We start from the raw sequence: 20,340 nt of genomic DNA, 5'->3' as shown, positions 1-20,340 counted from the left end.
GACTAGTAGGTGCGCCCGCGCCAAGAGCGGGGGCGACTGAGGGCTGACAAGATCACCCGCAGGACAGCCAAGGGATCCGCCAGCGGCGAAGCCCAGAACGTCCAGGGGGGATCCTGGTAGGAGCTGCGAATGCCTACCAGCACGCCCAAGCGCAGGGCGAGTAGGCCTAAGTTTAGCCCCAACAGAACCTGCTCTGTTAGGGAAAAGGGCAACCCCATCCCGGCCTTGATCCCCAGCCCCCCAACTGCCAAGACTGGGATCCCTTGGGTAAGCACCAGTAGGGCGATATCCCCCCACAGTTGAGCCTTGGGAGTGGCGTCTTTCAAATCCAGGGAGCGGCCCCACTCCCGCCAGGTTTCGCCAAAAGAAGTGTACATGCGCACCTTGAGCAGGTGCCGACCATCGCAGAAAGCTACCTTAAAGCCGGCTGCCGCGATCTGCCGCACCAGGGTGACGTCGTCGCAAAAGGAAGCCCGCGCCAGCGTGTAGCCGTTCATGGCTGCCAGCACCGAGCGGCGCACCAACATGCACTGCCCATTGGCCATCGTCCGCTCCGGCAGGGCAGCCGTGTCCCCTACCGCCCCATAGCGGTAGATCAGGGTTACCAAAAGAGCTGGCTGCAGCCAAGCTTCTCCCCAGTGCTCCAAGATAAACTGCGGCGCCAGGGTGATGAGATCCAGCTGGTTGGCCTGGGCAGTTTCCAGCAAGCGCTCTACCAGGCCCGGCTGGGGGCGGGTATCGGCATCAATACCCAGGATCCACTCAGAGGCGGGATCCGACTGGAGAAATCCGTAGTGCAACGCCCAGGGACGACCTACCCAGCCACTGGGCAGGGGATCGTCGGTCAAGAGGCGAAAGCGGGGATCCCGCTCGGCCATCTGCAGCACTTTCTCGCGGGTGCCATCCTGGGAGCGGCTATCCACCACCAGCACCTCGCGCACAACCGCTCCCTGGCGGTGCAGCCCTTCCAGGCAGGGATCCAGGCGCTTGGCTTCGTTGAGGGTGGGCAGTAGGACGCTGACCAGGCCCGGCGGGAAAGGGATCCCCGCTTGGCCTGGGGGCAGAGGGGAAGGACGCCGCAAAGACGGCAGCAGCCGCGCCAGCAACACCGCCACCATTGGCAGCTGCAGGGCCAGCAAAATCAGGGCAGCCGCATCCCCCATCGGGATCCCGTGCGTATCCATTAGAGCTACCTTCCTACCTCAAACAAATCAAACAAAAGTTGCCTGGCGGAACCCAAATCGGCGACTTTGGTTCAGAATCAATGTGGCTCCCGACCTTGACTTTCTCAGCCCTTTGTGGATGTTTCCACCCAGCTCAGCCCCAAGGGATCCCTTGTCACCCTGGTCAAGCTTCCGGCAGGAAAGCTGGATCCCGCTTTGGTGCGGAAAGAACTGGGCCAAATTCTTGCCGAGAAACCCAAACACCTCTTACTGGATCTAAGCCAGGTTACGCTGCTCGACAGCATGGGGGTGTCGGCTTTGGCGTGGGCAAGACGCACCTGTACTCCCGCCGGCTGTCATCTCAAGCTCTGCGGCTTAGGAGAACAGGCCAAGCTGGTTCTCAAGGTTACCCATCTGGATTCCCTCTTCGAGATCTATCCGTCGGTGGAAGCCGCCCTCAAGGATGTCTCCGAGTCCTGAAGGGGAGAGCTTACCGCATCCTCAAATCAAAACCCCCTAGGGGCTAGTCTCCTGGTTCTCAACAGCCTGGGGCTGGTTTCTTTGGGCGTAGAGCTGCGCCTGTTGCCGGATTTCCTCCCGCACCTTGGGCGGGGCCAGGCGGGCCGCTTGCTCAAACAGATCAGGGGCCTGTGCCCGTAGGTCGGCATCGGCAGCAGAGCTGAGGGCTATTGCCTTGCCCAATACCGGGGCAAAATCGCTGGGATCCGCTGCAATCATCTCATCATAAAGGGCCACCGCTTTTCCCGTCTGGTTGTTGCGGGCGTAGATAAAAGCTAAGCGCAGGCGGACATCGTTATCTTCCGGTACTTCCTTCAGATAGTTCTCCAGCAGGTCAATGGCTTCAGAAGTGCGGCCCAGAACTAGTTGAACATCGGCCAGCTCCTGCAGAACTTGGCCATCTTTGGGATCCTTTTTGTAGAGAGCTTGAAGCTGCTCCAGCGCTCCTTCCAGATCTCCTGTCTCCCGCTGAATTTGAGCCAAAAAAGCTCGCAGTTGCCGATTTTCCGGCTCCAGTTCCACCAGCTTCTTCAGCGGCTCAATGGCCCCTTGCGGCTCGTTGAGCTGCAGTTGCGTGTCAATTAACCCCCGCAGGGCAATGGGGTTATCCGGCTCCCGTTCCAGCACGGCCCGGTAGCCGTCCGCCTGGGCCCGCAGTTGCTCGGTAACCAAATTGGCGGTGTCTGCCGAGTCAGAAGGCCCCAGTGCCTGCAGTATCGGGCCAAAGGAGAAGCCCAGGAACATGACTGCGCCAAACACCAGCATCAGGGCTTCCAGGAATTTGCGGAGGGGCGATTTGTCAGGTTTGGACTGAGGCATGAAGGGGCTCGCACAAAATCTCTCTGTACTCTATCATTCGCTCCCTTGGAAGCACAGCAGCGGCCTGTTGTCGAGAACAGCGCCAACATTCACCCGTAAACTACCCGGCTCCGACCGCTAAGCGGTACGGAGCGGGCTTCTGGTAGCCCTGCAGTTGGTAGTTGCCAATTGCCAACTCAAAGCGTTCCCGCCCCTCGACGGTGGTCAGCGACACCGTCCAGTCTTTTTGCCGAAAAGAAAAGGTGCGGGCGTCAAAGGACTCCGTCCCGCTAGCGCGAAAGGTCACAAAGCCGCCCTTGAAGGCTTTGACCGGACGATTCTTTTGCCGGGCAACCTTGCGCGAGCCAGCAACCCGCCTGCACACCTGTTGTGCCAGGTTGCTGGATAGCCCGAAGCGGGTACGGATCTCGCGGTAGCAGAGAGATTGGAGCTTAACGGCGTTGACTATCTTCTCCGGTGTGTTCTCATTCACCCAGTTCAAGGCTTGTGCAAAAGCGTCTAGCGTCGCATCCAGCTTGGCGGCTTGCGACACAGACACCTTGAGCTTGCAGGAGATGGTCAAGGCTTGGTTTATGCTCCTATTTTATCTCATCAGATGCTATATTGTTGTCCGGCTTCTTGCATTCCTCCGGACGCAAGGACTCCGTCCCGCTTCGCGAACGGCTACGCCAGAGCGCGGGGCTCCTGCGGTTTCTAGCTGAAAAGGGGTATCCAAATCCAGGTCAGGAACGTATAGGCTTTAGGCGTCCAAGAACGGTTTGCCGGCACCCAACTATGCGGATCACTTGCTACCCCGATAACCTCACCTTTGAGGCCAATCCTCTGCTCACGATCTTGGAAAACCTACTGCAGGCCGGGGTGCGCCATGTCCATGCCTGTGGCGGCAATGCCGCCTGCTCCACCTGCCGGATCATGATTTTGGAGGGCAGCCAAAATTGCCGTAGCATGACCCCTGCTGAGAAGAAGTTGGCCGAACGGCTGGATCTCCCCGTGCATATCCGCCTTGCCTGTCAAACCCGCATCACCGGGGATGTGACGCTGCAGCGGCTGGTGCTCGATAGGGCAGATGTGGAGGTGGCCCAGCATCAACTGCAGGCTCAGTCCATCGGCGAGCAGACCACCGCCGCCATTCTCTGCGCTTCGCTGTGGGGGACGGCCAATTTCGACGAGGAGAACTTTCCCTACGATGTTGTTTACACTTTGGGTCGCCACTTCGTCCAAATGGAGTCGGTGGTACAGCGATACCAAGGAGTGTTGGCCAACCAAAGCGGGCTGAGAAGTCTGGCCCTGTTTGGCTTGGGACAACCCGAACGGGCAGTACGGCAGGCTCTGCAGGCGGGGTTGGCGCTTTTGCAATCGGTGGCGGAGCTGAACAGGTTTCTGCGACAGCTCACTTACCCAGAGGTCCGGCTTACCCTCGGGATCCACCATGGCCCAGTGATCCTACTCCACATCGACCCACAAGAGCCGCGGCGAGTTTCAGCCTTTGGCAAGGCAGTGAGTTTTGCCACCTGGCTGGGATCCCTTGCTGAACCCCTCGATCCCCCCAAAAAGCCCCAGGAGAGGCCGAACTCGCAGCTGTTGATCTCGGCACCTGTGTATCGAGCAGCGCAGGACTTGTTCTTGCAGGTGGAGCCCCTTGCTCTGAAGCCTTCCCCTGAGGCCAAGCCGATTCAGGTCTTTAGGGTGCTGCCTGGTCAGGTCAAGTTGCCTGTTGATGAAGAGCCAACTCCGCAGGCCGTGACGCCCCAACCCACCGGCTGGCTAGAGGCGCTGCAGGAATGGCTGCGGGCCTGGTCGCGCTTCTGAGGGATCCCCTAGAATCCAGCACCGACCTGCTAGAGCTGCTGCACCTGGGCCTGTAGGTAGGGGATCCCCACCCGGTGGCAATAGTCGCCGAAGCGCTCTTGGGGGTGGCGCTCCTGCTTGTAGAGCTGCAGAAGAACTCTCATCAGCGGCACGATCTGGCTAATGTGCACCCGATCCTGAAACGGCTGGGCCAGGCGATCCCCTTGCGGGCTGGCCCCCAGCCAGATTTGGTAGTAGCCATCGGGGGCGGATCCCACCAAGCCGAGCTCTGCCAAGTAAGGCCGGGCACAGCCATTGGGGCAGCCGGTCATGCGCACCAAAAAGGGCGAATCCTGCAGCCCCAGCTCCTGCAACACCTGATCCAACTGGCGAATCAGGGTGGGCAGGGCTCGCTCCGACTCGGTAATGGCTAAGCCGCAGGTGGGCAGCGCCGGACAGGCCATGGAGAGCCGCACCAGCTCCGGGATCTCCTCTTTGGAAAGCACCCCGTGGGACTTGAGGATCTGGTTAATGGCTTCTCGCTGGCCCTCCTCGATGTTGACGAAGATCACGTCCTGCGTAGGAGTCAGCCGCAGGTGTAGAGAAAATTCCTCTACAATCTTGCGCAGGGCCGTTTTCAACTGCCGCTCCGGCGTATCTTGGATGCGGCCATTTTCAATCGAGAGGCCCAAAAACCAACGGCCATCCCCTTGCTCGTGCCAGCCCAGGTAGTCGTCGCTGTTGGGTATACACTTGGGCAAGGGACGAAAACGGGGCAATTTTTCCCCAACATACTCCTCAACAGCGCGGCGAAACTTGCGGATCCCCCAGTCGCGCACCAGATACTTCAGCCGTGCCTGCTTGCGGTCGTAGCGGTTGCCGTGATCCCGCTGCACCGCCAAAATCGCCTGGCAAACCCGGTACACCGCTTCCGGCGGGGCAAAGCAGAGCTTCTGGGCCAAAAGGGGTTGGGTCTCCTCCTTGCCGTGGGTGCGCCCCATGCCGCCGCCCACCACGATGTTGAAGCCCTTGAGGTTGCCCTTGCGGTCGGTGAGGACGATCAAGCCTAGGTCTTGGGAGTACACATCGACGGTGTTCTCCCCGGCTACGGCGATGGCCGTCTTAAACTTGCGGGGCAGATAGACCGGGCCATAGAGAGGTTCCGGCCCCTCCAGCCTCACGCCGTTGCCTACAAACTGCTCGGCTTCCCGGACTTCCGGATCCACCGGCGGGATGGAAACCGCCTCCCCATCCACCCAGAGCTCGTAGTAGGCAGAAGTCTTTGGAGCCAAGAGATCCGCCAGCTTGCGGGCATACTCCTGGGCGTAGCGGTAGGCAGGCCGGTTTTTGTAGGGGGCGACCGGTGCCATGACGTTGCGGTTGACATCGCCACAGGCGGCCAGGGTGGATCCCATCTGCCGGACGATGCTGGCCACCGTGGCCTTGAGATTTTTCTTCAGGATCCCGTGGAGTTGAAAGGTCTGCCGGGTGGTAGCCCGCAGGGTGCCGTTGCCGTACTCATCGGCCAGCCGATCCAGGGTCAAGTAGAGCTGCGGCGGCACATGCCCCCCCGGAATACGGGTGCGCAACATCATCTCGTAGGCCCGCTCCAACCCCTCCTGCTTCCGCTGCTGCCGCAGATCCCGGTCGTCCTGCTGGTAGGCGCCATGAAACTTGAGCACCTGCACCGCCGCTTCGCTAAAGTGGGTAGTGTCTTGGGCCAGCTCCTGCCGCAAGGGATCCCGCAGGAAATGGCTATCTGCCTTGATCTGCTCCACCTTGGAGCGCTTGGCCTCAGAGCCGACAAGGGAGCTCATCTGATTCTCCAGTAATCCGGTCGGAATACCTGTGAAACAGGGTAGCATCTCCCCTGGGCCGCGTCCAGTTCTATGGGTTTGAGGTGGAACAGCCTACCCCCCTCTCCCTCAGGGAGAGGGGCCGGGGGTGTTCGCGCTAGCGGCGCGGAGCGCTTGGGTCGTCACTCAGGGAGAGGGGCCGGGGTTGGTCGCGTTAGCGGCGCGGAGCGCTTGGGCAGCCTCCCTCAGGGAGAGGGGACGGGGGTGAGGGCAGGGTACCACCGCAGATTGAGAGCCTCTAGCCGGCCAGGGCCAGGCGGGCGCCGTATTCTGCTGCCGACCAGAGTTTCCAGGCAGAGTTGCCCTGTAGCTCCAAGACAAGGTCGTGGTAGGCCAGGAGAGTGGGGCGGTGGCCGACGCTGACGTAGGTGGTGTTGAGGTGTTGCAGTTGCAGGTAGAGCAGCTTTTCGTTGGCTACATCTAGAGCGCTGGTGGCCTCGTCCAAAATGGCGTAGCGGGGCTGAGTAATCAAAATGCGGGCAAAGGCCAGGCGCTGCTGTTCCCCCAAAGAGAGGGTGCTGGCCCAATCTTTCTCCACGTCAAAGCCGCCCACCCGCTCCGGCAAATCGGCTAGGTTCACCTGGGCCAAAACCCGGATGAGATCTGCATCGCTGAGATCCCGGCGACGACCTGGATAGAGGAGTTGATCCCGCAGGGATCCCAGCAGCATGTAGGGCTTTTGCGGCAGGAAGAGCATCTCGGTGGTGTCGGGGCGGGCAATGGATCCCTGGCCATTGTTCCACAGGCCGGCAATGGCCCGCAGTAGGGAGCTCTTGCCGCTGCCGCTGGCCCCCACAATGAGCAGCCGTTGGCCTGCCTCTAAACTCAGGGACAGATCCCGCACCAGGGTTCGTTCCGAGTTTGGTGTTAGCAGAGTAACCTGCTGCAGCGCCAGTTGGGGAGCAATGCGAGTTTGGATGGTGCTCTCCCGGTCGCGGGTGTGGCGCAGGGCCGGATTCTCCAACGTTTCGTAAAAGGACCCTAGACGGTTGATCCCGGCGGCAAAGCTGGAGATGCTCTGGATCTGGTTGGCCACAATTGAAAGGGCACTCAGCACCTGGCTGAAAGCAATGGTGGCCTGGGTAATGGTGCCAAAATCCCGTACGCCGCTAAAGTAAAGGGGGGCCACAATTACATAGGGCACAATGCGCGTGAAGTAGTTATAGGCATACTGAAAAATGTCAATAATAGCCTGCCAAATGATTAACAAGTCAAAGTTGCGCAGGGCAGCGGCAAAGCGATTCAAGATCTGCCTCAGCTCTAGGTCTTCTCCCTGGTAAAAGGCGATGGACTCAGCGTTGTCCCGCACGTGGACTAGGCTGTAGCGAAAATCGGCCTCGTAGCGCAGTTGATCGAAGTTAATTTTAATTAGCTTGCGTCCAGCCAAAATGGCAATGGCGGTGCCGATGGTAGCATAGATAACCAGTCCCACCGCCAAGGGGCGGGAGATGCTGTAGAGAATGCCGGTAAAGGCGTAGAGGGTGAGGATCGAGTCGAGAATATCCAGCAAAAAAGAAAGGGTGGTGCCGGTAAAGGAGCGAACGTCTTCGGAGATGCGCTGGTCGGGGTTATCAATCTCTGTGTTAGCGGCGTTAGAATCCAGCTCGTAGTAGGCCCGCTGCTCGAAGTAGCGATCCAGAAAGTGGTCGGTCAGCCATTCCCGCCAAAACAGCCCCAGCTTCAGCCGTGTATACCGATAGATCACCAAAATGGGAATGGCCGAGATGATCAACACCCCGTAGACGATTAAAAACTGCCAGAAGGTGTTCTCTTCTTTTTGCTGTAGGGCGGTGTCGATAAACCGAAAGATAAAGCTGATCATCACGTTTAATCGGTTTACCGTTAAAGATAGAAACAGCAAAAAGGTCAACAACAGCCATTGCAGCCAGCGCCGCTGAATCTGGCGCCACACCAGCCCAAAGGCCAGGCTGCTCAGAGCCAAGCTGGCTGCGGCCACCCACAGCAGCGGCGAGGCCAAGTTTCTCTCCGTTTGCGCCACCAGCCCGGCTGCTACATTGGTAAAAAACTCTGGGAACAGGGCCTGACCAACCAAGGTCACCCCAATCTCCACAAAGAACATCAAGGCAACCACAAACACCATGGCCGCTGCCAGCAAGCCAAAGAAAATCCAGCCCCCGTAGCGCACCCGCGGATAAAAGTAGGGCTGAGCTACCGTGATAAAGCGGTCCCAAAGTTTGCGGTCGAAATTAAATTGAGCGGCTTGGGATTCCATGGTTGTGGTCGTGGTCAAGAGCGTGGGATCGACATCTTCCAGGCTAGCAGGCCAGGGATCCCTTCTCGGTCCACCAGGAGCAAATCCCTTCGCCTCTGAGGAAGAGCCCCGCTGCTCATGCTGAGCCAGTGCTGATAGGGTTTATGTCCAGCCTACTTTTGCCCAAAGCTTCTGTTTTCAGTCGGGATCCCCTTGCAGCCGCTTTTGCCAGGCCGCTTGGGCCGCCAGCCACACCGTCTGAACCGGCACGCGGAACTCTTGGGCGCAGGCCACACAGTCGCGGAACTCCGGCTGGGCGTTGACAATGCGGCCATGGTGATGGGCCACCTTGATGTCCACCAGGCCGTAGGGGGTTTCCACCCGCTCGATCCGCCGCTCCAGGACGGTGCGCTGCTGCTGGGAGTGGCGGATGCCCAGGGTAGTGGTTTCCCGGAAGATGAGCTCCTGGCACTCCGGCACCCGATCCGGCGGGCAGATTACCGTCAACAACACCCCTGGTCGCCCCTGCTTCATGGTGATGGGCTGGGTAAACACGTCCCAGGCGCCAAGGATCAGCAACTGCTCGCAGGTATAGGCAATCACTTGGGGGTTGAGGTCGTCAATCTGAGTTTGCAGCACCGAGACGATCTCGGTTGGCTCTTCCCCCTGGGACTGACCAATCCAAAGACGAAAGATGTTGGGAATGGGCAACTCGCGGCTGCCGGCCCCGCGCCCCACTTTTTCCAGCCGCAGCGGTGGACAGGGCCCAAACGCTTCTGCCAGCGCCACCGCCAAGGCTGCGCCGGTGGGGGTAACCAGCTCGGCTTCCACGCCGTTGCTAAACACCGGCACCCGCCCCATCTCCCACAGCTCGATCACCGCCGGCACGGGCACCGCCAGTTGGCCGTGTTCGGTGCTCACCCAGCCGCCGCCAATGGGGTGAGGAGAGGAGATCACCCGCTCCACCTGCAGCCAATCCAGGCCGATACAGGTGCCGACGATATCCACCAGGGCATCGACGGCCCCTACCTCGTGGAAATGCACTGTTTCCAGGGGCACCTGATGGACTTTTGCCTCTGCTTGCGCCAGCTTCTCAAAAACTTTGAGGCTGCGGGCCTTGACCGCGGGAGCCAACCGGGATCCGGCAATCAAAGCCTGGATTTCCTTCCAAGGGCGGGCGGGCGGGGATCCGTCCAACACTTCTACCACCGCCTGTAGGGCAGGCTGGCCACACCGCTGCACCCGCTTCGCCTGCAGGCTGTATTCCCCCTCGATGCCCAGCGCCTGGAGCTGCTGCTTGAGATACTCCAAGGGCACCCCACAATCCAGCAGCGCCCCCAGACACATGTCGCCGGCAATGCCCGCCGCACAGTCGAAGTAAGCTATTCTCATGCCAGAGAACTGGGGGTGACAGCTATTGTAGGCAGCAACTGGCCTGGTCCGGTGATGGGAGAGGAATTAGGCTTCCCCAGAGTCTGAAGATTGAGAAGATTGGGCAGCAGATTCCCGCCAGTGTTGGATGACGTTGCCCAAATTGCGCCGAAACTCTCCAATTCCCAAGAGGGATCCGGGGTTGGGATCCCAGGAAGCCGAGAACACGCCGTAGCTGATGCCCAAAAAGCCAAGGCCAAACAAGGTTAGCGACTCCACCAAGGTGAAGTAAGGGGGCAAAGCCACCACATGGTTGGTTAAGAGGTAGTAATTGATGAAAAAGCTGCTCAGGCCCAGCCCAGAGGGGATCCCGGAAAACACCAGGATCCGCCGCACCATCCGCCGGCTGACCTCAGGGGGGATCGCAGCAACAGATTCCTGCTTAGGCGGCTTCTTCTCGACCTCAGCAGAGGTAAAACTGGGGCGACGGCGGACGGCTTTGGAATGGCGGCTGGATTTGGCCACAAAGACAGCTCTCCGATAGCGTTTTGGATGGGTACCTACTTTTTCACCCGGATGTTCAGCCGTTCGGCCAGCTCCCGGAAGCGGTCAGGAGAATGCTTAGCGATGTAGTTGAGCAGCCGCTTGCGCCGACCGATCATCATCAGCAAGCCGCGGCGGGAGTTGAAATCTTTCGGGTTTTTCTGGAGGTGCTGCGAGAGTTGGTTGATGCGGCTGGTGAGCAGAGCCACCTGAACATCGGCAGAACCGGTGTCGGTGTCGTGAAGTCGATAGCTCTCGATGATCTGCTGCTTCTCTTGTTGCAATAAGGCCATAAGATCAAAGGACTGGATGCACTGCTTCAAAATAATAACATCGACCTTTTGTCCCTTGCTATTGCCGGGGATGATCGTGGAGACAAGGGGATCATGACACCAACCTCTGGAAATCCTCCGGCACTGCCGGCTTTGCTGGAACTGCTGAATTCACAAGACCTGGGAGATCGGCTGAGCGCCGTCAACAAGGCCAGAGAACTGCCTGGGCCAGAAGCCTTGACGCTGTTGCAGCAAGCCATAGCCGACGAGAATGCCCGCGTCCGCTATGCCGCCATCAGCCAGATGGGCACCCTATCTGGTGTCGATCCTGCCCCCCTTTTGCCCATTTTGCAGCGCTCTTTGCGAGAAGATCCGGAGTTCGATGTGCGGGCTGCTGCTGCCGCTGCCCTGGGGGATCTGAAGCAGCCGCAGGCCCTGGACGATCTTCTGGGGGCTTATCGGCGGGAAACAGAGTGGCTGGTGCGATTCAGCGTCGTCGCCGCCCTGGGGGAGCTGGGCAACCCTGCCGCCTTCGACACCCTGGTGGAAGCTTTGCAAGCAGGAGATGATCTGCTGACAACAGCCGCTGCCGCCGCCCTGGGGGATCTGGGGGATCCGCAAGCCATCCCCCATCTAGAGCCCCTCATCGATTCAGACGATTGGCAGTTGCGCTACCGCGTCTGCATTGCCCTGTCCAAGCTGGGCACCGAAGCCGCCCGCCCCGGCCTAACCCGGCTGGCCCAGGATCCCCAAGAGCAGGTGGCCGCCCACGCCCGCGCCGCCCTGGAATCCCTGTAGATCTCCGGCCAACCTGCCCTAGCTCATGGCGTTGATGATGTAATCAAAGTAGGGAGCGGCCTCGGCGGCGGAGTCCGGATCCAACAGGCTGAGGGCTGCTTCCTTCAAAAAGACCATCGCGTCGATCATGCCGGCGATGGGCACGTTGAGGGCGTTGTACATTTCCCGCACCCCTATCAGGCCGATGGACTCAATCGGCTCTTTGCTGCCGGCAATAATGCCATAGGTCACCAGACGCAGGTACCAGTCGTAATCTCGCAAACATTGGTTGTAGCGCTTGTCACCGTAAGCATTGCCGCCGGGTTGCACATATTCCGGCCGCTTGGCAAATAGCCGCTTTTGGGCCTCGTCGATGATGCGCTTTTTATTTTCTGTTAGCACCTGAGCGATTTGCAGACGCCTCTCGCCCGTAGTCATGTAGTTTCTGATGGCTTCCAGTTCGCTGACTGAGAGGTAACGCAGTTGGTCATCCGCGGTCTCGATGATCTGGTTGATCACGCTCACGGTAGGGATTCTCCTGTTTTGTAACGCTCTTTCAATTCACTTAATCAAGCCAGCCCAGCAACCCATCCCCCTAGACAAAGGTTGGCCCAGAAGATGAGAAGACAACTTAGCAAGCTAACTGCTCCCAGTTTAGGATAGGATAGACCTTCCCTCAAGCACCTGGCCCAGCCGGCAGACCGGCTCTAAATCCGGCCTCGCAGCCATTGGGCCATCTCGTTGGGACGTGGGGCGGCCTCCAGACACACCTCTGCGGTAATCCGCCCCTCTTGGTAAAGCTTAAACAGAGACTGATTCATGGTACACATGCCCTCGTAGGAGCCATCGGCGATCAGCTCCTCAATTTCGTCCACCGCTCCCCGCTTGATGTAGTCGCGGATGGCATCGGTGTTGCGCATGATCTCGTGGGCCGCTGCCCGCTTGCCATCGGTGGTGCGCACCAGCGTTTGGGCAATAATTGCTACTAGAGTCTCCGCCAGTTGCAGGCGCATTGGCTCCTGCTCCTCCGGCCTGTAGATCCCCAAGAGACGCTCGATGGTGCGGACGGCGCTGTTGGTGTGCAGGGTTCCAAAGACCAAGTGGCCTGTCTGGCCGGCCTTCAGAGCCGTATCCACCGTTTCCCGATCCCGCATCTCCCCAATCAGGATGATGTCCGGATCTTCCCGCAGCGAGGCTTTCAAGGCATTGGCAAACTCGAGGGTGTGGATGCCGACCTCCCGCTGCCGCACCATCGATTTCTTGCTCTGGTGGACGAACTCGATGGGATCTTCAATAGAAATGATGTGCTTGGGAAAATTGGAGTTGACGTAGTCCACCATCGCCGCCAGAGTCGTGGACTTACCGGAGCCGGTGGGGCCGGTCACCAAAACCAAGCCTTTGTGCTCTTCGGCAATGCGCTTCAACACCTCAGGCGCCCGCAACTGTTCCAGCGTCAAGATCTTGAGCGGGATCAGACGCATCACCATGGCCGGGCCGAGCAGAGAAACAAAGCAGTTGACCCGACAACGCACCAGACCCTCGTACTGGATGGCGGTATCCAGCTCCAAACATTCTTCAAACTGACGAATTTGATTCTCCGGCAAGCTTTCCCGCAGCCAGCCATAAAACATCTCGGTGGTGGTGACCGGGTAGTTGCTCAAGACCATCTGCCCCCGATCCCGGAAACGAGGCACTTCCCCCACCCCCAGGTGAATATCGGAGTAGCCCTTGTCGTAGGCTTCCTGTACCAGTTGGCGCAGCGTCGGGCCAGCGGGGGCAGACTTAGGAGCAGCAGCGGCCACCGGGATCCGCCCGGCAGCCGTGGGGCGAGCTGGGGGCACAAAAGGCGGAGCAGCCGGACTGGGGGGCGACACCGGAGGCCGACCCGCAGCGGCAGGAGGAGTGGGCAGAGGCATCTGCGGGGGAGTGGCAGGGCCGGGCATGGGCACCGGTGTCTGCGGGGGAGCGGCAGCCACACCCGGCGGGATGGGCCGGCCCAGGATAGGTTTGGGCGCACTGGGGGCAGGGCGCGATCCAGTTCCTTGCGGGAGGGGAGCAGCCGCACCCAGTATCGGATCCAACTGCGTTGGGGGCTCCACCTTGGGCGTCTGAGCAGCCGCACGCGGAGGGCGCTGGGCAACAGGCGGGGTCGGCGGCTTCCAACCGGAGTCTAAGTCGGTGGGAAATTGATTTTCGGGGCTGACCTCGCTCATAACAGGCCTCGCTTCTGGCAGGATCTGCGTCGATTTTAAGCTAGTATTCCCAGCCTGAGCAGAGGATTAGCTTTCTTGCCGGCAAAGCTCCGCGGGATCCTTAAAAGTTGGACGGGTGGCGAATGAGGCTCAAGAACTCCTCCCGCGTGCGGGGATCCTCCTGGAACACCCCCACCATCGAGCTGGTGACCGTCCAAGAGCCGGGCTTTTGCACCCCCCGCATCACCATGCACATGTGGGTAGCCTCGATAACCACTCCCACCCCATAGGGATCCAGCATGGTCATCAAGGCTTCCGCGATCTGGCGGGTAAGACGCTCCTGAACCTGCAGGCGGCGGGAGTACATCTCGACAATGCGGGCAATTTTGCTCAGGCCCACCACCTTTTGACGGGGGATGTAAGCCACATGGGCCTTGCCGATAAAGGGCAACAGATGGTGCTCACAGAGGCTAAATAGGGTTACGTCCCGCAGCAGCACCATCTCGTCGTGGCCCTCGTCGAAGATGGCGCCGTTGATGAGATCTTCCAGGGACTGCTGATAGCCGCTGGTCAAAAACTTCAGCGCGGCCACCACTCGCTCCGGGGTTTTCTTGAGACCCTCCCGCTGGGGATCTTCCCCAATGCCCCGCAGCAACGTCTCCACTGCGGCCACCATCGCCGGATCCAGGCTTTCTGAGCCCCTGGGCTCTTGCTCTGCCGAGTGGGACAGATCGCGAATAACCCGAGACTTGAGGTTGGCTTTGTCGTTGAGTCGCAATTCGGCACCGGATCCAGGCTTGGCAAGAGTCATAGCAGGATATTCCTTTGGTTGAACGAAGGGTTGAAGGAACTTGTCGAGGGAGACAGGGCCGGGAAACCCTCAAAACTGGGCTAGCAAGGCCACTCCAGGAAGAGCCAGCCTAAAAGGCCCCCACCGCCGGCATGAGGGTGAGATCTTCCACCACAGCACCCCTGGGCAGGCGAACGAGATAGGCAATCAAGTCCGCCACCCACTCCGGCGAGAGCATTTTGGAACGGTCGAAATCCACCTGAACCGTATCCGTATCCCAGAGAGGCGTATCCACCGCTCCGGGACAGAGGCTGGTTACCCGGATGCCGTGCTGTCGTTCTTCTTCGGCCAAGGCCTGAGAAAAGCCCAGCAGGCCGAACTTGCTGGCGCAGTAGGCTCCCCAATTGGGAAAGGCTCGCTTGCCCGCAATCGAGACGACGTTGACAATCACGCCGAAGCGCTGCCGGCGCATCGCCGGCAGGACGGCTTGGGCGCAGAGAAAAGCTGCCGTCAGGTTCAAGTCAATCACCCGCTGCCAATCCGATAAAGCTACGTTGGCCAAGGGACCAACGTAGGCCACGCCCGCATTATTCACCAAGACATCGCAACCGCCAAATCGATCCAAAAGAGCTTGCAACTGCTGCGGTAGAGCGGGCAAGTCGGCCAAGTCGATGGGAAAAACCTCCGCCTTTCCTCCTTTTGCCTGGATCTCCGCCTGCACCGCCAGCAAATCGGGGTGGGAACGGGCCACCAAAGCAACCGCTATCCCTTCCTCGGCCAGTCTCAGAGCTACCGCTTTGCCGATCCCTCGACTGGCCCCTGTGATCAAGGCACGTTCGGGAAACTGGGGCTCAAAACTCATCCACAATAAGACTCTAGGATGCGCTGTCAAGAACAAGCGCCACCAGAGACCGGTAAACTTCGTTAACTGAGTTTAACACTGATTCCCGCCTACCACTCGAATCAAACGGGAAAGGCTGGGATTGATCCTATCCCTGCCGCCATCCATCTGCCCTGAGTCGGGCCGGGCAGGACTTAAGGTATGGTAGTCTGGTGAAAAATAGTGAAAATCTTTTGCAACAACTGTCATGACTGAGTTCTTGGTTTCCTCAACGTCCACTGCTGCCCGGGCGGATTCTCCCTACATTCTTCAGGTTGAGGGCATTAGCAAGAGGTTTCCTGGCCAGCGGCAGTTGGTTTTGCAGGAAGTGGCGTTTCGTCTGCCCCAGGGAGACATCTTGGGGATTGTGGGCCCGTCGGGCTGCGGGAAAACCACCTTATTGCGCACCATTGCCGGCTTTGAGCAGCCGGATGGCGGGCGGATCCTGCTGGGGGGGCGAGTGGTGGCCGGGGAGGGGCAATGGATCCCACCGGAGCAGCGGGGGGTGGGGCTGGTGTTTCAGGATTTTGCCCTGTTTCCCCACTTGGACGTGCTGGCCAATGTGATGTTTGGACTCCGGCCCGCCACCCTATTTGCGTCGGCAGGGGGGGGCGGCAATCGCTCCTCCTCACCTGAGTTGCGAGGCGCTGCCCAACAGGCGCGGGAACGGGCTTACGAGGTCTTGCGGTTGGTGGGTCTAGAGGACTACGCCCATCGTTATCCGCACGAGCTTTCCGGCGGGCAACAGCAGCGGGTGGCCCTGGCTCGGGCTTTGGCCCCCAGGCCCAGCCTGATCCTTTTGGATGAGCCGCTCAGCAATCTGGATGTGCAGGTGCGCTACTATCTGCGGGAGGAAATCCGCAAAATCCTCAAGCAAACCCAGACCTCGGCCATTTTCGTCACCCACGACCAGGAAGAGGCCCTCTGCCTTTCCGATTGGGTGGCGGTGATGCGGGAAGGGCGTATTGAGCAATGGGGATCCCCGGAGGAAGTCTATCGAGAGCCGGCCACCCGCTTTGTGGCCGAGTTTATTACCCAAGCCAACTTTCTTCGCTGTGAGCGGCGGGAGTTCGGTTGGCAGGCTGAAGAGCTGTCGCACATCCCCTTTCAGGCTTTGGGAGATCAGCGCGACCCCAGCTTGCGCTGCGCAGAGCTGATGATTCGGCAGGAGGAGTTGCATTTGCATCCTGACCCTCAGGGCGGCCTTGTCATCCGGGATCGACAGTTTTTGGGACGAGAGTATCGCTATTGCTTGATCGCAGAGTCTGGCAAAGAATTGCACGCCTTGGCGCGGGAAGCGCTGCCTGTGGGCACGCGAGTTCGAATTGCCATCGGGCAAGGTCGTCTGTTTCCCATTGCTGGGCCTGAGGGATCCCCGCTACAAAAACAAACCTGACCCAAAAGCCGCCCTTTTGCCCGACGTTCTCCCAGAGGCATGACCCAGGCGCTCCCTATCTGGCAGCAAACTGGGTAGGCTGTTGATGGAGGGGCAGTGGCAATCTATGCAGGGATCCCGCATCATTGCCGGCACAGTGGAGGAGCGAACCGCGTTGGCGGAGTTCCGCGTCGGTGTGGATGCGGTCATTTTTTCCATCGATACCGAGCAGAATCGCCTTCTGGTGCTGCTGGTGCGGCGGCGGGAGGATCCCTTCCGCGGTTGCTGGGCTCTGCCAGGAACGCTGGTGCGACGCTCAGAATCCCTAGAGGCAGCGGCCTACCGCATCTTGGCAGAGAAAATTCGTGTTAAAAATCTCTACCTGGAGCAGCTCTACACCTTCGCTGGGCCAGAACGGGATCCCCGCGAGGCCGAGGATGCCTGTGGGCTACGCTACCTGTCGGTCAGCTACTTTGCTCTGGTGCGATTCCAGGATGCTCAACTGCTGGCAGACGGAGTGGAGGGCATTGCCTGGTATCCCGCTGACCAGATTCCCCCTTTGGCCTTTGACCACGAAGCAATTTGCCGCTACGCTCGCCGTCGCCTCTGCGCCAAGTTAGAGTACAGCCCGATTGCTTTCGATATTTTGCCCGCCACCTTCACGCTGGGGGAGGTCTATCAGCTTTACGGCACCGTTTTGGGCGAGGGGTTCTCCGATTACTCCAATTTTCGCGCCCGCTTGCTAAAACTGGGCATTTTGCGGGATACCGGCCAGAAAAGCACCCAGGGAACAGGCAGACCGGCAACTCTTTACCGTTTTGATGCAGCCGCTTTCGAGAAAATCCGGCACAAGCCGATGGTATTCGTTTGAGGTCTGCTGGAGGGATCCAGCCAGATTTGGTGGGTACAGATTCGCTTCTATATTAAAGGGGGTTCTGTACATGACTACCCGGACAAAGGCTTATGCCGAGATAATGTGCAACTTCGCTCCCATAAAGTCGGAAAAAGCTGTGGTTCAGGGTATCGATAACTAGCATGCGGCAGGAGTATCTTGACAGCTTTTGGCATGACGCAGCACTCTTGGTCGTTTTGCATCTAGAGTCAGCAGACCGTATTGGTTGCCCCATCCGTCGTAGCCATCGCGTACCTGGCGCGCGAACACATCAAGGCGCGGCCCTTCAAAATATTCCGCAATACGCTTGTAGAAGGAATCCGGTTTGGCGCTATGAGTTGTCGGAGTTTCTGTAAAGCAGGTCTGCATCTTACCAAAATGTTTTCGATCAAACACAGCCTTGCCCTTATATCCGAATAGAACGTGCTCAGTGGTAACTTGGTAAGGTCCAAATGGACATGGGCCAGTACGCTTATTCCATGTGATCATCGTATAGAAGGTGAATCCCCACGCTTCCATTAAGTCGAACGCTATCTTCAGGATGGGCTCTCCGGTGCTGCGATCCTTGCTATTGGTTGCCCACAACCACAAGAAGCTCTGCTCTTCCGCCCACAGGTTGATGGGTAACTTCATCAATTCTTCCTTGCTCATTGTGGGATAGTCCAGAGTTGTGGTTTGATTGGGACGAGCCTTGCGTTTGCCGGTTTTGCCTTGGTTCCAAGGTGGATCAACGACAAGAACTCGGTAGCGCTTATCCAGGTTCGTTGCGATGACTGAGGGATCGTCCATGGTGTGCGGGATCCCAGTTTTCTCGCCTGGCGCGCGGGCAGGCATCTGGTCTGGCGTTTTATCCAAAGAGCGCGGTGGGTTTTTTGTCATGCTATGGCTTCCGTGGGACTGGTGCAGATGAGGCACACGCCCTCGGCTTTGGGGATAAGCGTGTGGACACGGCAATTATCCTCGCTCGGGCCTCATCACAGCCTCACCGCTAAAGCGATGATAGAGCCTGTAGAAGCCCGTTTCAGCCCCAGCCAGATACTTTGCGATGCCGTTGGTGTGGGCCATGTTCCCAGAGGCACCCTCTGCAAGGGGGTAGGCCGTGGTGGAAGCAGGCGGCAGCAGCCAGAGAGCTGTGCTAAGATTAGGAACCATGATAGGTATTGTTTCAGGAGTTCTCCAAGCATGTCTGCAGCAATAGATATCGCTGATGCCACCTTCGAAGAAGAGGTGCTTCGCAGCGATATTCCGGTCTTGGTCGATTTTTGGGCACCTTGGTGTGGCCCCTGCCGCATGGTGGCTCCTGTGGTTCAGGAGATAGCTGAGCAGTATGCCGGCAAAGTTAAGGTTGTAAAGATCAATACTGATGAGAATCCTCAAACTGCCAGTCAGTACGGTATTCGCAGCATTCCCACTCTGATGTTGTTCAAAGGCGGCCAAAAGGTGGATGTGGTGGTCGGTGCTGTGCCCAAGGCAACTCTGACCACAATTTTGGAAAAGCACTTCGACACAGAAGATAAGCTGGGTAGCTCCGTACTTTAGTGCGCGACCAAGTTGCTGTGCTACGCTCTGCTTGTCTGCTGTGGTGAAAAACTCGCAAGGCCGATGAGCACAGGCGCCAGTAGGCAGGACTTCAAGGCTTTGTCTTGGCGTTTATGGGTTCACCTCTGGGCGGTGTAAGAAATCTCCTGACTACCGCTACGCAGAGGTGGGCCGATGCCTGGGCGAAGTAGCCGGGACAGGAGCCCAGATGTTTCGGAATGTAACTTTTGAGGTCTGGATGGGAACTTGGTTGATATTTTGTGCCGAGAACTTATTAGAGTGAATCTTAGAGAGCTTTGGATCCCAGCTTGACCGATTCAGTTTCTTCTCTTCTGCGAGAGGTTTTTTCCAGCGCTGAGACCCGCCTAAAGCAGTTGGAACATCACCCCAACCGGACAGCGTGGCTGCGGATTTTGCAGTCTTTGCAGCGCATGGGATCCCTGGAGCTAAGCCGCTTGGATGCCAAAATCTTGGCGGCCACTCTTGAGGACTTGGAACAGGGGTTTGCTGCCTTTCAAAACTATGTCCATCAGCGCAAGATCACCGTTTTCGGCTCGGCACGGCTGGGGCCGGAAAGTCCCGAATATCGTCAGGCCCAGTTGTTTGCCCACTGCATCAGCCAGCGGGGGTTCATGGTGCTGACGGGGGGCGGGGGCGGTATCATGGAAGCCGGCAATCGAGGGGCAGGGCTGGAAAACTCATTTGGGCTCAACATCCAGCTTCCCTTCGAGCAGATGGCCAATCCCGTCATTGCTGCCAGTGATCGGGTCATCAACTTCAAGTATTTCTTTTCTCGCAAGCTCTTCTTTGTCAAAGAAACCGACGCGCTGGTGCTTTTCCCTGGCGGCTTTGGCACCCAGGATGAGGCCTTTGAATGCTTAACCCTAATGCAAACCGGCAAAACCAAGCTCATGCCCTTGGTGCTGGTGGACAGAACAGGTGGCTGCTACTGGAAGGAATGGGATGAGTACGTGCGGGAGCACTTGCTTGGCCGCGGCCTAATCAGCCCAGAAGATCTTTTCCTCTACACCTTAACTGATGATGTGGGAGATGCCTGCCAGCAGATTGTCGATTTTTATCGCGTCTTTCACAGCAATCGCTACGTGCGGGAGCTTTTGGTCTTGCGCCTGAATACCAAACTCTCGCCCCAAGCTCTGGATACCTTGAATGAAGAGTTTGCCGACATTCTCGATGGGGGCCGGATCGAGCAAACCGAGGCCCTGCCGGAAGAAGCTGAGGAAGATATTGCCCATCTGCCGCGGCTGGTGATGCACTTTAACCAGCGTAACTTTGGACGGCTGTGGCAAATGGTGCGCCGGATCAACACGCTTCATCCAGGACAGCCGGATCCT

The 20,340-nt window shown here is 58.7% G+C and carries 18 protein-coding genes and 2 pseudogenes; 7 read left to right on the top strand and 13 right to left on the bottom strand.

What is annotated here, in order from left to right; translation table 11 throughout:
- Nucleotides 1-2: 2 nt before the first annotated feature.
- Entirely contained in the window at nt 3-1,184 is a 1,182-nt protein-coding gene (locus NW858_RS01130; RefSeq protein ID WP_414519415.1) for a glycosyltransferase family 2 protein, read from the bottom strand.
- 114 nt (nt 1,185-1,298) lie between these two features.
- Here NW858_RS01130 and NW858_RS01125 point away from each other — a divergent pair, with 114 nt between their 5' ends.
- Nucleotides 1,299-1,643: an STAS domain-containing protein gene (locus NW858_RS01125; protein WP_414519413.1), complete on the top strand. Its 345-nt coding sequence runs from the start codon at nt 1,299-1,301 to the stop codon at nt 1,641-1,643.
- A gap of 36 nt (nt 1,644-1,679) precedes the next feature.
- Here NW858_RS01125 and NW858_RS01120 read toward each other — a convergent pair whose 3' ends face one another.
- Nucleotides 1,680-2,501: a tetratricopeptide repeat protein gene (locus tag NW858_RS01120; protein WP_414337680.1), complete on the bottom strand. Its 822-nt coding sequence runs from the start codon at nt 2,499-2,501 to the stop codon at nt 1,680-1,682.
- Between the two features lie 154 nt (nt 2,502-2,655).
- Nucleotides 2,656-3,075, bottom strand: a pseudogene (locus tag NW858_RS01115) (RNA-guided endonuclease TnpB family protein); the annotation flags it as partial.
- 200 nt (nt 3,076-3,275) lie between these two features.
- Here NW858_RS01115 and NW858_RS01110 point away from each other — a divergent pair.
- Complete coding sequence (locus NW858_RS01110; RefSeq protein ID WP_414348421.1) at nt 3,276-4,310, top strand: 2Fe-2S iron-sulfur cluster-binding protein; 1,035 nt, start codon at nt 3,276-3,278, stop codon at nt 4,308-4,310.
- 29 nt (nt 4,311-4,339) lie between these two features.
- On the opposite strand, the gene NW858_RS01105 is transcribed toward NW858_RS01110, so the two are convergent.
- The 5 genes and pseudogenes from NW858_RS01105 to rpsO all read right to left on the bottom strand — a co-directional run bounded on the left by NW858_RS01105 (nt 4,340) and on the right by rpsO (nt 10,564).
- On the bottom strand, nt 4,340-6,106 hold the full coding sequence (locus NW858_RS01105) for an NADPH-dependent assimilatory sulfite reductase hemoprotein subunit (RefSeq protein WP_414519410.1): 1,767 nt from the start codon (nt 6,104-6,106) through the stop codon (nt 4,340-4,342).
- A 277-nt stretch (nt 6,107-6,383) separates the two neighbouring features.
- Complete coding sequence (locus NW858_RS01100) at nt 6,384-8,378, bottom strand: ABC transporter ATP-binding protein/permease (protein WP_414519418.1); 1,995 nt, start codon at nt 8,376-8,378, stop codon at nt 6,384-6,386.
- A gap of 177 nt (nt 8,379-8,555) precedes the next feature.
- On the bottom strand, nt 8,556-9,749 hold the full coding sequence (larC, locus tag NW858_RS01095; RefSeq protein WP_414519408.1) for a nickel pincer cofactor biosynthesis protein LarC: 1,194 nt from the start codon (nt 9,747-9,749) through the stop codon (nt 8,556-8,558).
- Nucleotides 9,750-9,815: 66 nt separating this feature from the next.
- Nucleotides 9,816-10,271, bottom strand: a pseudogene (locus tag NW858_RS01090) (photosystem II biosynthesis protein); the annotation flags it as partial.
- 17 nt (nt 10,272-10,288) lie between these two features.
- Entirely contained in the window at nt 10,289-10,564 is a 276-nt protein-coding gene (gene rpsO / locus NW858_RS01085; RefSeq protein WP_414335006.1) for a 30S ribosomal protein S15, read from the bottom strand.
- Between the two features lie 93 nt (nt 10,565-10,657).
- Between rpsO and NW858_RS01080 the strand changes: the two genes are divergently transcribed.
- Nucleotides 10,658-11,341, top strand: a complete 684-nt coding sequence (locus NW858_RS01080) for a HEAT repeat domain-containing protein (protein WP_414519406.1) — start codon at nt 10,658-10,660, stop codon at nt 11,339-11,341.
- Between the two features lie 18 nt (nt 11,342-11,359).
- Here NW858_RS01080 and apcD read toward each other — a convergent pair whose 3' ends face one another.
- The 4 genes from apcD to NW858_RS01060 form a co-directional block, all read right to left on the bottom strand.
- Nucleotides 11,360-11,845 carry an allophycocyanin subunit alpha-B gene (gene apcD / locus NW858_RS01075; RefSeq protein WP_414335004.1) on the bottom strand — a complete coding sequence of 162 codons (486 nt, stop codon included), beginning with the start codon at nt 11,843-11,845 and terminating at the stop codon, nt 11,360-11,362.
- Nucleotides 11,846-12,027: 182 nt separating this feature from the next.
- Complete coding sequence (locus tag NW858_RS01070) at nt 12,028-13,263, bottom strand: type IV pilus twitching motility protein PilT (protein WP_414335010.1); 1,236 nt, start codon at nt 13,261-13,263, stop codon at nt 12,028-12,030.
- 370 nt (nt 13,264-13,633) lie between these two features.
- Nucleotides 13,634-14,323 (bottom strand): GTP cyclohydrolase I FolE, encoded by a 690-nt coding sequence (gene folE / locus NW858_RS01065; RefSeq protein ID WP_414335003.1) that lies wholly within the window; start codon nt 14,321-14,323, stop codon nt 13,634-13,636.
- 109 nt (nt 14,324-14,432) lie between these two features.
- Nucleotides 14,433-15,164, bottom strand: a complete 732-nt coding sequence (locus tag NW858_RS01060; protein WP_414519404.1) for an SDR family oxidoreductase — start codon at nt 15,162-15,164, stop codon at nt 14,433-14,435.
- Nucleotides 15,165-15,390: 226 nt separating this feature from the next.
- Here NW858_RS01060 and NW858_RS01055 point away from each other — a divergent pair, with 226 nt between their 5' ends.
- Together NW858_RS01055 and NW858_RS01050 are read left to right on the top strand one after the other, a co-directional pair.
- Nucleotides 15,391-16,578 carry an ABC transporter ATP-binding protein gene (locus tag NW858_RS01055; RefSeq protein WP_414337661.1) on the top strand — a complete coding sequence of 396 codons (1,188 nt, stop codon included), beginning with the start codon at nt 15,391-15,393 and terminating at the stop codon, nt 16,576-16,578.
- 106 nt (nt 16,579-16,684) lie between these two features.
- Nucleotides 16,685-17,428, top strand: coding sequence for an NUDIX hydrolase (locus NW858_RS01050; protein WP_414335009.1), 744 nt, complete (start codon nt 16,685-16,687; stop codon nt 17,426-17,428).
- Between the two features lie 159 nt (nt 17,429-17,587).
- On the opposite strand, the gene NW858_RS01045 is transcribed toward NW858_RS01050, so the two are convergent.
- Nucleotides 17,588-18,328: an MT-A70 family methyltransferase gene (locus NW858_RS01045; protein ID WP_414519402.1), complete on the bottom strand. Its 741-nt coding sequence runs from the start codon at nt 18,326-18,328 to the stop codon at nt 17,588-17,590.
- 303 nt (nt 18,329-18,631) lie between these two features.
- Between NW858_RS01045 and trxA the strand changes: the two genes are divergently transcribed.
- On the top strand, nt 18,632-18,988 hold the full coding sequence (trxA, locus tag NW858_RS01040) for a thioredoxin (RefSeq protein ID WP_414334999.1): 357 nt from the start codon (nt 18,632-18,634) through the stop codon (nt 18,986-18,988).
- A 308-nt stretch (nt 18,989-19,296) separates the two neighbouring features.
- On the top strand, nt 19,297-20,340 hold a 1,044-nt coding region (locus NW858_RS01035), incomplete at its 3' end, for an LOG family protein (protein WP_414519400.1).

The sequence above is a fragment of the Synechococcus sp. H55.10 genome, from assembly GCF_047502715.1.
Taxonomy (GTDB): Bacteria; Cyanobacteriota; Cyanobacteriia; order Thermostichales; family Thermostichaceae; genus Thermostichus.
Note: the sequence above shows the minus strand (reverse complement) of the source record. Positions and strands in the feature narration are given on the sequence as shown.